General features: G+C 34.5%; 10 protein-coding genes and 1 pseudogene. 9 read left to right on the plus strand and 2 right to left on the minus strand.

The annotated features are described in order from the left end of the window. On the plus strand, positions 1-5,346 hold a 5,346-nt coding region (locus HMPREF1253_RS01950; protein WP_023055080.1), incomplete at its 5' end, for a helicase-related protein. A gap of 40 nt (positions 5,347-5,386) precedes the next feature. Beyond that, positions 5,387-6,046, plus strand: a complete 660-nt coding sequence (locus tag HMPREF1253_RS01955) for a single-stranded DNA-binding protein (protein WP_000384996.1) — start codon at positions 5,387-5,389, stop codon at positions 6,044-6,046. 68 nt (positions 6,047-6,114) lie between these two features. Here the strand turns inward: HMPREF1253_RS01955 and HMPREF1253_RS01960 are convergent, their stop codons facing one another. Together HMPREF1253_RS01960 and mobC are read right to left on the minus strand one after the other, a co-directional pair. Next, a complete protein-coding gene (locus HMPREF1253_RS01960; RefSeq protein WP_023055082.1) occupies positions 6,115-7,446 on the minus strand; it encodes a relaxase/mobilization nuclease domain-containing protein in 1,332 nt (443 codons plus the stop codon). Between the two features lie 2 nt (positions 7,447-7,448). Next, positions 7,449-7,805, minus strand: a complete 357-nt coding sequence (mobC, locus tag HMPREF1253_RS01965) for a plasmid mobilization relaxosome protein MobC (RefSeq protein ID WP_000013547.1) — start codon at positions 7,803-7,805, stop codon at positions 7,449-7,451. A 347-nt stretch (positions 7,806-8,152) separates the two neighbouring features. Between mobC and HMPREF1253_RS01970 the strand changes: the two genes are divergently transcribed. From HMPREF1253_RS01970 to HMPREF1253_RS02000, 7 genes and pseudogenes are all read left to right on the plus strand, one after another. Beyond that, a complete protein-coding gene (locus HMPREF1253_RS01970) occupies positions 8,153-8,776 on the plus strand; it encodes a TetR/AcrR family transcriptional regulator (protein ID WP_002416364.1) in 624 nt (207 codons plus the stop codon). A gap of 93 nt (positions 8,777-8,869) precedes the next feature. Beyond that, positions 8,870-10,615: an ABC transporter ATP-binding protein gene (locus HMPREF1253_RS01975; RefSeq protein WP_000810928.1), complete on the plus strand. Its 1,746-nt coding sequence runs from the start codon at positions 8,870-8,872 to the stop codon at positions 10,613-10,615. After that, complete coding sequence (locus tag HMPREF1253_RS01980; protein WP_000947369.1) at positions 10,609-12,342, plus strand: ABC transporter ATP-binding protein; 1,734 nt, start codon at positions 10,609-10,611, stop codon at positions 12,340-12,342. Before HMPREF1253_RS01975 ends, HMPREF1253_RS01980 begins: the two co-directional genes overlap by 7 nt. A gap of 82 nt (positions 12,343-12,424) precedes the next feature. Then, positions 12,425-13,006: an MptD family putative ECF transporter S component gene (locus HMPREF1253_RS01985; RefSeq protein ID WP_000715596.1), complete on the plus strand. Its 582-nt coding sequence runs from the start codon at positions 12,425-12,427 to the stop codon at positions 13,004-13,006. Then, positions 13,006-13,740, plus strand: a complete 735-nt coding sequence (locus HMPREF1253_RS01990) for an energy-coupling factor transporter transmembrane component T (RefSeq protein WP_000393369.1) — start codon at positions 13,006-13,008, stop codon at positions 13,738-13,740. Before HMPREF1253_RS01985 ends, HMPREF1253_RS01990 begins: the two co-directional genes overlap by 1 nt. A gap of 2 nt (positions 13,741-13,742) precedes the next feature. Further along, positions 13,743-15,218 carry an ABC transporter ATP-binding protein gene (locus tag HMPREF1253_RS01995; RefSeq protein WP_000569070.1) on the plus strand — a complete coding sequence of 492 codons (1,476 nt, stop codon included), beginning with the start codon at positions 13,743-13,745 and terminating at the stop codon, positions 15,216-15,218. Between the two features lie 31 nt (positions 15,219-15,249). Continuing rightward, positions 15,250-15,462: pseudogene (locus tag HMPREF1253_RS02000) on the plus strand (MATE family efflux transporter); the annotation flags it as partial.

Consider the following 15,462-nt stretch of genomic DNA (forward strand, 5'->3'; position numbering starts at 1 on the left):
AAAGTTTTAGCAAGGTATGTTGGCTGGGGAGGACTTGCTGATGTATTCGATGAAGAAAAAGGCGGACAGTGGAAAGAAGTAAGGAGCTTTCTAAAAGAGAACTTATCGCAGGCAGAATATGAAGCTGCAAGAGAATCTACTTTAACGAGCTTTTACACACCGAAAACAGTGATTGACGGAGTGTATAAGACACTTTTGGATATGGGATTTAAACAGGGAAACATTTTAGAGCCAAGTATGGGAATAGGGAACTTTATAGGCAATATCCCTGATGAAATGAACAAGTCTAAGTTTTATGGTGTAGAGCTTGACTCAGTAAGCGGTCGAATTGGAAAACTCTTATACCCTGAAAGTGATATACAGATTAAGGGGCTTGAAGAAACTTCCTTTTCAAATAACTTCTTTGATGCGATTATCGGCAATGTACCCTTTGGAGAATATAAGGTAAATGACAGGGAGTATAACAAAAATAACTTCCTTATCCATGATTATTTCTTTGCCAAGTCCATTGATAAAGTAAGAAACGGAGGTATTATTGCCTTTATTACATCAAGCGGAACGATGGATAAAAAGGACGAAAGTGTAAGACGCTACCTTGCAGCAAGAGCAGAGTTTTTAGGAGCGATAAGACTTCCGAACGATACCTTTAAGGGCGTAGCAGGAACAGAAGTAACCTCAGATATTATCTTCCTAAAGAAAAGGGACAGTATCAGAGAAAGGGATGAGGATTGGATTCACCTTGCTGAAGATGAAAACGGGCTTTTATATAACAAATACTTTGTTGATCATCCTGAACAGGTGCTTGGTTCTATGGAAGAAATATCCGGAAGATTTGGGAATACAATAGCTTGCCTGCCAAAAGAAAACACAGACTTAAAGGAGCTACTGACAAAAGCAAGCGAAGAAATCGCTAAAAATGCTAATTATGAAGAAATAGAGCTACTTGATGATGAAATCAGCACAATACCCGCAACGGACGATGTCAAGAATTTCTCCTACACCATTATTGATGATGAAGTTTATTACAGAGAAAACTCCCTGTTTGTAAAGAAAGAAGTAACGGATAAAAACAAGGAAAAGATTAAGGACTATCTTGAGTTAAATGCTGCCTTAAAGGACGTTATTTACAAACAGAAAGAAGATTTTTCAGATGATGAAGTAAAGAAAGCTCAGGAAAAACTAAATGAAATTTATGACAGCTTTTCTAAGAAGCATGGATATGTCAACAACCTTTCTAATACCAGAGCCTTAAAAGAGGATAGCAACTTCCCGCTTGTTTCTTCCATTGAAATCCTTGATGAAGAAGAAAACTTCAAAGCAAAGGGAGATATTTTCTCCAAGCGAACAATCACAAAGGCGAAGGTTATCGACCATGTAGACACTTCCCTTGAAGCTCTTGTTTTATCGGTATCAGAAAAAGGATATGTGGATTTTGAGTATATGGGAAGCCTTACAGGAAAAGACAGACCGACTTTGATAGAAGAACTTAGAGGGGAAATCTATCTAAACATCAGAGAAGAACAAAACTTTTATAGACCATTGTCTTTTAACCTTGAAGATGGAGATTTACCTTTTGCCTGTGCAAACGGCAGTAATTCATATAAGTACGGCTATGTAACAAAGAATGAGTACCTAAGCGGAAATATCAGAGATAAGATTGCTATTGTAGACAGCTATCTTGCAAAGCTAAGACAAACGGAAAGAGAGTTGCCTCATCTTGGCTATGCGGAAGATGGCAAAGAAAAAGAGCTGATAAGCTATGAGATGAACCGTTTGGAATACCAAAAGGCAGAGCTAATAAAAGTTCTTCCAAAAGAGCTTGAAGCAAGTGAAATCAATGTAAGACTCGGAGCTACTTGGATACCGATTAAGGATATTGAAAAATTCATCTTTGAAACGCTTAAAACTCCGGGATATGCCAAATGGGATATTAAGGTTAAATTTTCAAATCTGACAAGCGAATGGAATGTAGAAGGAAAGAGCAGGGATAGAGGAAATGACCTTGCAGAGATGACTTACGGCACCTCAAGGGTAAATGCCTATAAGCTGATTGAAGATGCTCTAAATTTAAAAGAAACAAAGGTATTTGATCAGATTGTAAATCCGGACGGCTCGAAAACTTCTGTATTAAATAAAAAGGAAACGCTTCTTGCAGGGCAGAAACAGGAGCTTCTAAAAGAAGAATTTAAGAACTGGATATTTAACGATCAGGAAAGAAGAAACCGTCTTGTAAAGATATATAACGAGCGTTTTAACTCTATCCGTAACAGAGAATATGACGGCAGCAAGCTCTCCCTTGAGGGAATGACCACAGAAATTGATTTAAGATCTCATCAAAGAAATGCCATAGCAAGAAGCCTTTATGGAGGAAATACCTTGCTTGCCCATGTGGTAGGTAGTGGTAAGACCTTTGAAATGGTGGCGTCTGCGATGGAAAGTAAAAGGCTTGGAATGTGCAGTAAGTCCTTGTTTGTTGTCCCCAATCACTTAACAGGTCAAATCGGTCGTGAGTTTATGCAGCTATATCCGTCAGCTAACATTATGGTTGCAGATAAGAAAGATTTTGAGCCGAAAAATAGAAAAAGATTTATCGGAAGAATTGCCACAGGAGAGTATGATGCCGTTGTAATCGGGCATACGCAGTTTGAAAAAATTCCGATGAGTAAGGAATATCAGGAAAAGCATATTCAGGATCAGATTGATGAAATTATAAACTATGTAGAAGAATATAAGCATGACAGAAACCAAAACTTTACGGTAAAACAGCTTGAAAAGACAAAGAAGAAACTTGAAACAAGGCTTGAAAAGTTAAACGATGATTTTAAGAAGGATGATGTCATTACCTTTGAAGAATTAGGTGTAGATAAGCTCTTTATTGACGAGGCACATAATTACAAAAATCTATACCTTTACACAAAAATGAGGAATGTAGCAGGTATTGGACAGTCTGAAGCCTTTAAGTCCTCCGATATGTTTATGAAGTGCAGATACATGGATGAAATGACAGGTGGAAAAGGAATTGTCTTTGCCACAGGAACGCCTGTCAGTAACTCGATGACAGAGCTTTATACTATGCAGCGTTATCTTCAGTATGAAAGCCTTAAAAAGAATAATTTGGAGCATTTTGATAGCTGGGCTTCTACTTTTGGTGAAACGCAGTCAGCTTTTGAATTGTCTCCGGAGGGAACAGGGTATAGAGTAAAGACAAGATTTTCCAAGTTCTATAACCTTCCTGAACTAATGTCTATGTTTAAAGAAGTTGCGGATATTCAGACAGCAGATATGCTAAATCTTCCAACACCTGAAGCACACTATGAAGTTATTAAAACTTTGCCAAGTGAGGAGCAAAAGGTAATCCTAAAGAGCTTATCGGAAAGAGCTGATGATGTGAGAAACAGGGTAGTAGAGCCTGACGAAGATAATATGCTGAAGATTACTAATGACGGCAAGAAACTCGCCTTAGATCAGCGTTTAATCAATCCACTGCTTCCGGATAATCCTGACAGCAAGGTCAATGTGTGCGTGAAAAATGTCTTTTCCATTTGGGATAAGACAAAAGAAAATAAGTCCACACAGCTTCTTTTCTCCGATATGTCAACTCCAAAAGGAGATGGAGCGTTTAATATTTACGATGATATTAGAGAAAAACTTGTGGCAATGGGAATACCGAAAGAAGAAATAGCCTTTATCCATGAAGCAAATTCCGATAAGCAAAAGGATGAACTCTTTGCAAAGGTAAGAAAAGGCGAAATTCGTATTTTGATGGGTTCTACACAGAAAATGGGAGCCGGAACGAATGTGCAAAACAAGCTGATTGCACTTCATGATTTAGATGTCCCATGGCGTCCTGCCGACCTTGAGCAGCGTGCGGGCAGAATTGTAAGACAGGGAAATGAAAACAAAGAAGTCAGCATATACAGATATGTAACGGAGAATACCTTTGATGCGTACCTTTGGCAGACCATCGAGAATAAACAGAAGTTCATTTCTCAGATTATGACAAGTAAAACACCTGTCAGAGTGGCGGAAGATGTGGACGAAAGCAGCTTAAACTATGCAGAGATTAAAGCCCTTGCTACAGGTGATCCGAAGATTAAGGAAAAGATGGATTTGGATAATGAGGTTACAAAACTTAAAATGCTTGAAGCAAACTATAAGTCCAACCGTTACAGATTAGAGGATAAGGTTGCTAAAAACTATCCGGAAGAAATTGCAAGGACAGAAAAACTCATTGAGGCTGTAAAGAAAGATATTAAAGATGTAGAAGCAAAAGCTGAAGGAGAGGAAAAGTTTACTTCTATTACTATCGGTGGTGAGAAGATATTAGATAAAAAGTTAGCCGGAGAAAAGTTGCTTGAAGCTATTTCTAAAGTGAAAATCAATGAAAGCAAGGTTATCGGTAAGTATAGAAACATGGACTTAGAGGTAAGCTACAACTTCTTCACCAATGAGCATAACTTCAGCTTAAACGGTGCTGCAAAGCATTCAGGAGAGCTTGGAACGAGTGCGGACGGTAATATTACAAGGTTTGATAATGCTCTTGAGAAAATGCCTGAGAAATTAAAGAGGCTTGAAGAAAAGCTCCTCGGCACAAAAGAACAGCTTGAAAATGCCAAAGAGGAATTACAAAAGCCTTTTGAAAAAGCTGATGAACTAAAGGATAATGTGCTTCGCTTGGCAGAACTGAATAAGCTCCTTGATATGGGAGAAGTGGAAGAAAAGAGAAATGATAATCCCCTTGTAGAAGATGTAAAACGAGCCATCATTGACTTCTGCAACAGAGAGTATGAAGAAAATCATAGTTATGATGAGTTTGATACTCTATATCCTGATCTAAAGCACATCGGCATCGCCTATACCAATACACCTGACGAAAGACACAGCATCCAATATGAGCTTAACTTAGAGGATAAGACATGGACACAGTATATTGAAGATATACCGATTAAAACGGAGAGTTTTGATTATGAAAACAAAGGAGAAAATGAAGCTCTAAGGAATATGAAAAATGAAATAGAGCTATCCTCTTTTGAAGATTTAGTCTATGTGGATTCCGAGGACTTAAAGGCAGCTCTGGGACTGGACATTGATGATGAAGGTAACTTCTATGATCCACTTTCTAAAGACCTTGATAATGATGGAATTGCTGACAGATACGACAATGACTTTAAGGACAGCGATTATTTTGAGTCAACCTATGATGTTGAAGATAATTTGCATACCAAAGAGGAAGCCACACAGAAAACGGGTGATAAACCATCTATCTTAGGACAGATAAGAGCCTATCAGGAAGAAAGTAAAACAGAAGAAAAACAAACTGCAAAAGAACAGGAATATGTACGATAAGGGAGGGAAACCTCCCTTTTACCATGAAAGGAGATAAAACATGGATTACAAAACAATGAGAAATCAGATAGAAGATATGGTAAGTGATAATCACAAGGACTTTGTTAAGGCGGTTATCAGCATGGAAAAAGGTATCAACGATGAAAGTGCTTTGGATAAGCTCTATGAGGCTTATATGGACAATGACACCGTTAATTTACTGCATGAGGAATTTGATTACATGATTGAAGATTTAAGAGAACAGGGGCAGATTAAAAATCTTCCTTATGTTCAAGAGGAGAAAGATAATCTTGTCAATATCGTTGGAAATATTGTAGGAAAGATCGATGTAGTTGAAAGGGAAAATAAGAACGGCGAAGCCTTTCAAGTAGTAAACTTCTCTGTGGCATCTAAAGATGATGAGGGCAATAAGGTATATCATAATTGCTCCGCATACGGAGAAAAGGGTGATATTCCAAAAGACTTTAAGCAGGGAGATTTTGTAAAACTCTTTGGACAGATCAGAACTTCCGTTGACGATAACGGCAAGGAACATACTAACATCAGGATACTTTCTTCAAAGCTTTTAAAGGCAAAAGAACAGATGAAAGGTCGAGATGAAAAGAAAGAGTCTGTGCTTGGAGCTATCAAAAAATATCAGGCTGAAGATAAGGAAAAGCCTAAAGAAAAGAAAGAAACATCAAAAGAAGCTGAGAGATAAATTTATGGTCGGTGTGGTCTTGGGACTGCACCGACTCTTTTTTTATTTGCGAAAAAAGGAGATAAAGATTATCTCTCCATCTCCTTACCCATGTAGATTCCGTAATTTTTTCGTATCTTATAAAGCTCGTCCATAGTGGATTTTGAGGAAGAATACTCTTGCATAAGGGTGTTCTTTTTTTCTTGTAATTTATCAAGTTCAGCTAAAATATCCTTTGAATTTGGGAGTTTGGAATAGGATTTTTTAAGCTCTGAGAGAGCATTTTCATATAGGGTAATCTGAGCTTTGTACTCTTCAAAAAATGCCTTGTCAGACGGATTAGCAGTATATTCCTTGTAGCACGCTCTGTATTTTTTAACGGTATGAACTTGCTCCATAGTGGTGGAAAGCTTCTGCATTTCCTTATCAATAGACTTGATTTTCTCTTGTATATTTTGCCTTTCATCAGCTGCTTTTTGAATATACTCGTCAAGCTGTTTAACGGATTTAATGCCATGTTCTCTGATATAAATAACAGACTCAGCCATTGTATGAAGGTTATGTTTGGTTGCCCAATATTCGTAGCCTTTGCTTTCCTTTACCTTTGCATTGGTGTTCATGTCAATAACATTGCTGATGCGTTTTTTGACGGCAGGAGTCTTGATAAACTCTCTTTCTGTAATGCGTTCTTTTAATCTTTCTTCGGTATAATCTTCTCCGATTGTTTTAGTCCTTGTAAATCTCGCCTTATCTTTTGGCTTAAAAGCAATGTGCTTACCGTATTTGATTTCATAGCCAAGATCAGCCATCTTCTTTAAAAATTCGTCCCAGTCCTTTGACTGTTTTATCATTCTGTCAATGTCAAATTGAAGCCTGCTTTTCCAAGAAGTGCCATGTTTTGCCTGTTCATTTTCATACCAAGATTTACCGTTAGTCTTGTATTTTTTCTTATAGCTTTCGTAAAACTCGTCAATAACGGATAGGTTATTTTCTTTGCAGAGTTTATCACTCTGATAACGGATTTGGTGGTAACTTTTCTTGTTAGACTGGTAGCACCTACCTGTTACCATATTTACATTATTGAAGATGATGTGATTGTGGATATGCCCCTTATCTACGTGAGTAGATAAGACAAATTCGTACTCCTCTTTGAGTATCTTTTTACACAGCTCCATACCAATCTGGTGAGCCAATTCAGGGCTTGTTTCTCCCGGTAAAAAGGATTGAATGAGATGTCTTGCAAGAACGGTTCCTTTTGTTCCTGCGTCATTTCGTGTCCTTAAAAACTGAGTGTGAGCAGTTGATTCGTGGCATTTATGAGTGCTTACTAAAAGCTGCTCGTCTGTTTTATCTCCATTTACAATGTAGTCGATAGCAAGATTAAGAGTCGATTTTATTGGGTGTATTTTTGTAATAGCCATTATTATTCACCTTCCGTTTCAGATGTTCTTTTCAGAAGTAGTGAATGAATTTGCCACAGCTCTTTTGAGAAATGTTCAATCTCTTTTTTTATATCACCTATGTCCTCTTTGTAGATTACACCTGTCGAATTTACTCGCTTTGCAATCTGATTGATGTTGTTTGTTGCATTAGAAAGTAAGCCTTGTAAATCTCTGAAAGGCTCTAAATCCACTTGATAAATTTCCTTTTCCAAAACGCATTTGCGGATGAAATGGCTCATGTTTCTACACTTCGCAAGTCTTTTTTTCTCTTCAAAAAGAGCCTTTTCTTCTTCAGTTAGTTTAATTTCAAGTCTTTCGTTTCTTAATCTATTTGCCATAGTTAGTTCCTCCTTTGAATGTATTTCGGGGTCTTAGGGTTCTCCCTAACAATCTAAAAATTGATAAAAAAAGAAGCAGATCCCCAAGGGCTGCTTCGTCAATTTTCCGTAAGTGTCCGTACACTTACTGTGCTTGCTACAAAAGCTACAAAAGCTACAAAAGCTACAAAAGAATAATTAGAGTAGCAAGCATTAAGCGTGTATAAAACTATTTGTATTTATTGTACCATTTTTTTTATTAGAGTTCCAGAAAATACTTGACATACATGATCGACAATATTAAAATGATAACTAAGTTATCAAGATGAGGCGGGAAATTGATCAGTAAAGAGAAAGTAGGCAGAGTAATGGCAGATTTGAATGGATATGAGCTTACACATAAAAAAATCATGGATAGTGGTAAAGCGAATTTTTTGAAGGATGGATATGAACGAGCTAATTTAAGAAAAATTTGTAAAGATGCTGGAGTTACAACGGGTGCTTTTTACAGGCATTTTAATGACAAAGAAGATTTATTTATCAGTTTAGTTGATCCATTGGCAAAAGAACTTTTGGGTTTTTATAACAAGTTTGAAGAGGAATCTTTTCAAAATATAGAAAAAAATTGTGGAGAAGATTTATCAAAAATTAACATTGAAGGGTCAATTGAATCTGCATTATATATGTTTAGCAAAAAAGATTTATTTAATCTTTTAATATATAAATCATATGGTACGAAATATGATAATTATATAGAGCTTCTTGTGGAAAAGGAAGATATAAATAGACATAAAGCGTTTCATATTATTTCAAAGAAAAAGAATATAAAATCAGAAGTCCCTAAAAATGCAATGCATTTGTTAAACCATGCTTATATTAATGCATTGTGTGAAATTATAATACATTCTCAAACAGAAGAAGAAGTAAAGTTAAACACAAGAATAGTTTCGAAGTTTTTTTATGATGGATGGGAGAAATTACGAGGTTTTTAAATATAAGGGAAAGGGTATTAAGCGCCCTTATATTTTTTAAAATAAAGATAACTAAGTTAGCTAATTAAGTTATTTTATTTGGAGGTGTTGATTATGAAACAAAAAAGTCCTGCTACTATATTGTGGGAGCTTGCAAAAAAGGAACATTCAAAGTTAAAAACATCTGTATTTATAGCGAGTATCGGTGTTATTGCAGGGATTATTCCATATATTGCAGCAAGTCGTATTTTAGTTGAATTGTTAAAGGGAAATGAGGATTTTAAAATTTATTCTTTATGGTTAGGAATAGGATTGTTATCCTACATCTTAAAATCATTTTTATACTCTATGGCTTTATCTGTATCCCATAAAGCAACTTTTAGTGTACTGAAAGATGTTCGTTTAAGAATGCTTGAAAAACTTCCAAAGATGCCATTAGGAGAAATAATCTCTGTTCCAAGCGGAAACTTTAAGCAGATTATAGTGGATCAGGTTGAAAGTATGGAGAAACCGCTCGCTCACCTGTTGCCTGAAATGACATCGAATCTCTTAGGTTCTTTGAGTATATTTATTTACTTATTATTTCTTGATTGGAGAATGGCTCTTTTATCATTAGTATCCATTCCTGTGGGAATGCTTTTTATGGGACTCGTAATGAAAAATTATGCTGTTCAATATGAAGGATCTGTAAAGGTAAATCGAGAAATGAATTCTGCAATTATTGAGTACGTCAATGGAATAGAAGTGATAAAAACATTTAATCAAGACAAGAGATCGTACGCAAAGTACAAAGATAAAGTCATTGCAAATGCAAGATACTTTTATGAATGGATGAAGAGCTGTCAGTTACCTGTATCTTTATCTAAAAATATATCTCCTACTACAATGATAACAGTGCTTCCATTTGGTTGGTATTTCTACATTAGCGGCAGTTTAAGTGCAGAAGTATTTATATCTGTAATTATTCTATCTTTAGGTATTGCAGGACCTTTACTTGAAACAATCAATTTTGTTGATGGTCTTGCTAAGATAGGAACTATTGCTAATTCTATTAACTTAATTTTAGAAGGAAAAGAACAAAAGCATTCTGATAGAGAAGTAACTATCCAGCAATATAATATTGATTTACAAAATGTAAAGTTTGGATATGAAGAAGAAAAAGAAATTCTTCATGGAATATCCCTAAACATAAAAGAAGGGACAACAGTGGCTTTTGTTGGACCAAGTGGAAGTGGCAAGTCAACTTTAGCAAAATTAATAGCTGGATATTGGGATATTACGGAAGGAAATATAAATATTGGTGGATACAATCTTAATGAAATTCCATTAAAGCAATTATATAGTTTAACTGCCTTTGTTTCGCAGGATAATTTTTTGTTCAACGAAAGTATTAGGGAAAATATCCGAATGGGTAATCCAAGTGCCAGTGATAAAGAAGTAGAAGACATTGCTAAGAAATCGGGTTGTCATGATTTTATTATGAAAATGGAACATGGTTACGATACGGTTGTCGGAAGTAGTGGGAGCCATGTTTCTGGTGGAGAAAGGCAAAGAATATCAATAGCGAGAGCAATGCTCAAAAATGCACCTATTGTAATACTTGATGAAGCTACTTCATATATAGATCCTGAAAATGAAGTGATTATAAAGCAAGCTTTATCAAAGCTTATAAAAGATAAAACGGTGATTATTATTGCTCATAGGTTATCAACTATAACAGATGCAGAACAAATATTCTTAATTGAGAATGGAAAACTTGTTTCATACGGTAAGCATGATGAATTATTAAAAGGTTGTGAATTATACCGAAATATGTGGAACGCTCATATAGGAACAAAGGATGGTGGGATGAAATGTTAAGTGCTTTAAAAAAGATTTTAGATTTCTCAGGTGATGAAAAGAAAAATGTATATCACTCTATATGGGTAAGTTTTTTGTTTGCGATTTTTCATATGCTTCAAATCAGTGCTATTTATTTTATAGTGAAAGCAATTGTCCAAAAAGACATGAGCATGATGCCCGCGTGGATCGCGTTAATACTTCTTGTTATTAGCATAATCGGAAGAAGTGTTACAAATTATTTTTCACAATTACAGCAATGCCATGCAAGTTATTTCATGGTGGCAAATAAAAGAGTAGCAATAGGTGAAATGTTAAAAAAAATACCTATGGGATTTTTCAATGAAAACAATATTGGTGAAGTGGTTGGAATTTCTACAACTGTTTTAGAAGATGTAGAAAATACCGCAGCAATGGTTATGGTAAATACATTATCAGGTTTTATAAACACGATAATATTTACAATAATGATTTTAGCATTTGAGTGGAGAATAGGTTTTATTGTTGCAATTGGATGCCTATTGTACTTATTTGTTCTCTCAAAAATGGAAAGCAAATCAAGGAGTGTTCTTCCTAAAAGACAAAAAGCATCTGCTAAATTAGTTGATGCCATTTTAGAACAAATTGGAGGAATGTCTGTTATAAAATCCTTCAATTTAACAGGGAAAGGAGATGAAAAAGTCAGAGGTGCTATTGAAAATAGTAGAAAAATAAATCTTGATTGTGAAAAACTGTTTACACCTTATACGATTTTGCAAAATATTCTTTTGGATTTGTTTAGCATTTTGATAATAGGTGCAGGTATTTTCTTTTATATCAATGGAGAACTCTCATTCTTAAATACAGTTATGACGATTATAATTTCTTTTCTTGCTTTTTCTCAAATAAAATTGGCAGGAAGTGCAACAACTTCTCTCAGAGTTGTTAGTGGATCTATTGAGCAAACAAAGAAGTTAGAGAAATTTCCACAGATGGATATTGATGGAAAAGACATAAAGCCTACTACTTTCGATATTTCTTTTGATAATGTAGAGTTTTCTTATTCAGGCAAAAAAATCCTTGATGATATTTCTGTCAAGATACCACAAAACCAAATGACAGCTATAGTTGGACCTTCAGGAGCTGGAAAAACTACATTTTGCAATTTGATAGCGAGATTTTGGGATGTAGAGAAAGGAGAAATCAGCATAGGTAAACATAATATTAAAGAATATTCATTGGAGTCATTAATGAGACAAATTAGTATGGTTTTTCAAAATGTTTATTTATTTCAAGACACTATTGAGAACAATATAAAGTTTGCCAAGCCAGATGCTACACATGATGAAGTTATAGAAGCTGCAAAGAAAGCGTGTTGTCATGAATTTATTATGAAGCTTCCTGAACAATATGAAACAGTTATAGGAGAGGGAGGTGCAAGTTTATCTGGTGGAGAAAGACAAAGAATATCAATTGCAAGAGCAATGATAAAGAATGCACCTATTATTATTTTCGATGAAGCTACTGCAAATGTAGACCCTGAAAATGAGGATAAATTGCAGGTTGCTATGGAGGAACTCACAAGAAATAAAACAGTAATAATGATAGCACACAGACTAAAGACAATAAAAAATGCAAACCAAATACTTGTTTTAGCAAATGGAAAAATAAATCAAAAAGGCACACATGAAGAGCTAATTCAAGCAGAAGGTATCTATAAAAATTTTGTTGAGGCACGACAAAAGGCAGTTAATTGGAAACTGTCATAAGTGAAAATGATTTATATGAGAATTATTCAAATATAGCTCATGTAGATTTATATTATTTTAATTTAAGGAGGATTAAAAAAAAATGAAAAAGGGATTGTCAGCTAAAGATCTAATCAATGTAGGAATTTATACAGCTATTTATTTAGTTCTGTTTTTTGTAATAGGGATGATGAATGCAATACCTATCTTATACCCAGCTATCTATCTTCTAATTCCTATAGTCACAGGAATTCCCTTTATGTTGTTTTTAACTAAAGTAGAAAAATTTGGCATGGTTACGATTATGTCAATTATTATCGGTGTGTTTTGGTATTTTATGGGCTATACATGGTTAGCGTTAGTGGGATATATTCCATTTGGAATTATCAGTGATCTGGTTATGAAATCAGGTGGTTTTAAGAGTTTTAAAAAGAATGTTATTGGATTTTGGCTATTTTCTTGCGGAATGATAGGTTGTCAAATGCCAATGTGGGTAATGGCAGATACCTATATGGAAGGTGTTAAGCAACAAATGGGAGAACAATATGCACTTGCACTCGCAAAATATATGCCTTCTTGGATGGGGATTGCTGCATTTGGAATTATTTTTATCGGCTCAGTTATTGGTGCAAATTTAGGGAGGAAAATGCTTAAGAAACACTTTGAGAGAGCGGGTATCATTTAATGGAAGAGTATGAGGTATACAAACCGAATAAACCAAAGGGCTTTTTCTTAGATCCTCGTACTAAAATTTTATTTATGATATTTATAACAACCATAATGTCTGTCGGATATAAGGATATTTTAGTTAGCCTTATATCCGCCATTGTGGCAATAGCATTATTATTATCTAATAAACAATTTAAGATATCTTTCATTTATGGAGGGCTATTTACCTTGGCTATTATGGCACACTTTACGAAAGATATGTACACATTGCCTACACTCATAAATACAATTTCAGTATTGTTGAATGCCTTAATTTTAAGACTATTTCCAATTTTTATGTTGGGATATTATGTTGTAATGTCCACAAAAACGAGCGAGTTTATAGCAGCCATGGTAAAGTGGAAAATTCCCAATGCATTTATTATTCCAACAGCAGTTGCATTCAGGTTTATTCCAACTTTGAAAGAAGAACACAACTCTATTAAGACTGCTATGAAAATGAGAGGAATTAGTTTTAAAAATAAAAAGGCGTGGAAAAATCCAAGCTTATACTTGGAATATGTAACAATACCTTTAATCGTTTCTATTGCAAAAATAGGTGATGAATTGTCGGCGGCGGCAATAAGTAGAGGATTGGGAGCTTTGAAAAAGAGAACTACTGTAGTAAAAGTAAAGTTTACTATATATGATTTGCTCATTTTACTCTTTTCAATTGCCTTTACAGGACTATTTTTATATAGGAGGGGATAGCATTGATTGAATTTAAAGACGTGTCATTTACTTATGATAGCGGGAATAAGAATGCTGGAATTTATAATATTAATTTAAATATCAATGCTGGTGAAGTAGTTGTATTTTGTGGTGAGTCCGGTTGCGGAAAAACTACAATAAGTAGGTTGATAAATGGGTTAATTCCCGGGTATTATTCCGGAAATTTGACTGGTAGCGTTATTGTAAATGAACATGAAATTTCTAAAAACTCTATTAATGAATTGAGTCAATATGTAGGATCAGTATTTCAAAATCCAAGAACTCAATTTTTCAATGTAGATTCAACAAGTGAAATTGCATTCGCCTGTGAAAATTTTGGGATTTCAAGAGAAGAAATTTGTAGAAGAATTGGCAAGGTAACAAAAGAATTAAATATAAAAGATTTGCTTGATAAGAGTTTGTTTTCTATGTCAGGAGGAGAAAAACAAAAAATTGCTTGTGCTTCTGCTGCTGTTATGGAGCCTGAAATCTATGTATTAGATGAGCCATCTTCTAATTTAGATATACAAACTATAAAAATGTTAAAAGATATCATAAAAAAATGGAAAGAAAAAAAGTCAACTGTGGTTATTGCAGAGCATAGACTACAATATTTAATAGATATTGCAGATAGATTTATTTATATGAAAGATGGGGAAATTAACAAAGAATTTTCTTGTGTTGAGTTCAAAGAATTGTCTAATAGCACTTTAAATGATATGGGATTAAGGAGTATACACACTATTGACACCAATAGCCGTATGAAAAATATAGAATCTAAGGAACAAATAGAGATTAAGGATTTTATGTTTAGTTATGGGAAAAAACCGTTTCTTGAAATTCATGATGCTGTATTACCTCAAAAATCTATTGTGGCTGTTTTAGGAAATAATGGTTCTGGAAAATCAACTTTTTCAAAATGCTTATGTGGAGTTGAAGAAAAAGCAAAAGGAACCTTGAAGATAGAAACAAAAAATTATGATACAAAAGAAAGATTGAAAAAATGTTTTATGGTGATGCAGGATGTTAATCACCAATTATTTACCGAATCAGTTAAAGAAGAAATTCTTTTGAGTATAGAGAACGATGAAAATAAAGAAGAAAAGGTCGATGAAATATGTAAAAAGTTAAATTTAATGGATTTTATAGATTGCCATCCAATGTCATTATCCGGAGGGCAAAAACAAAGGGTTGCAATTGCAAGTGCTATCGCTTCTGATAGGACAATACTGATTTTGGACGAACCTACAAGTGGTTTGGATTTTAAGAATATGAAAGAAGTTTCTAATGAAATGATGAGGCTTAAAGAGGACGGAAAAACTATTTTTATTATTACACATGATCCGGAATTAGTAGAATGTTGTTGTGATTATTTTATGTTTATGGAGAATGGAAAATTAAAATGGCACGGTGGTAAGAATGAAAAAAATATAAAGGCAATTAAGGAATTTTTCAATCAAACAAATAATTGCCTATAAAAATATAAATCAAAACAAGGGAGGACAAAGAATGAAACAAGATATGAAAGAACAACTATTGATCAAAAGACCAATAGATTTACTATTTCAGCTATCTATTCCGGCGGTTATCGGAATGATAGTAATAGGTCTTTATCCACTAATGGATGGAATCTTTGCGGGAAATATTATAGGGCAAACTGCAATGACTGCCTGCGGCGTTGCGATGCCACTTACTTTTTTTAACAGCGGGGTGTCTACACTT

The organism is Peptoniphilus sp. BV3C26, assembly GCF_000478985.1.
In the GTDB taxonomy this organism is placed as follows: domain Bacteria; phylum Bacillota; class Clostridia; order Tissierellales; family Peptoniphilaceae; genus Peptoniphilus_B; species Peptoniphilus_B koenoeneniae.

Coding starts and splice junctions, on each gene's coding strand:
- HMPREF1253_RS01955 (WP_000384996.1), top strand. CDS start 5,387: ATGGATTACAAAACAATGAGAAATCAGATAGAAGATATGGTAAGTGAT.
- HMPREF1253_RS01970 (WP_002416364.1), top strand. CDS start 8,153: ATGGCAGATTTGAATGGATATGAGCTTACACATAAAAAAATCATGGAT.
- mobC (WP_000013547.1), bottom strand. CDS start 7,805: ATGGCAAATAGATTAAGAAACGAAAGACTTGAAATTAAACTAACTGAA.
- HMPREF1253_RS01990 (WP_000393369.1), top strand. CDS start 13,006: ATGGAAGAGTATGAGGTATACAAACCGAATAAACCAAAGGGCTTTTTC.
- HMPREF1253_RS01985 (WP_000715596.1), top strand. CDS start 12,425: ATGAAAAAGGGATTGTCAGCTAAAGATCTAATCAATGTAGGAATTTAT.
- HMPREF1253_RS01980 (WP_000947369.1), top strand. CDS start 10,609: ATGTTAAGTGCTTTAAAAAAGATTTTAGATTTCTCAGGTGATGAAAAG.
- HMPREF1253_RS01975 (WP_000810928.1), top strand. CDS start 8,870: ATGAAACAAAAAAGTCCTGCTACTATATTGTGGGAGCTTGCAAAAAAG.
- HMPREF1253_RS01960 (WP_023055082.1), bottom strand. CDS start 7,446: ATGGCTATTACAAAAATACACCCAATAAAATCGACTCTTAATCTTGCT.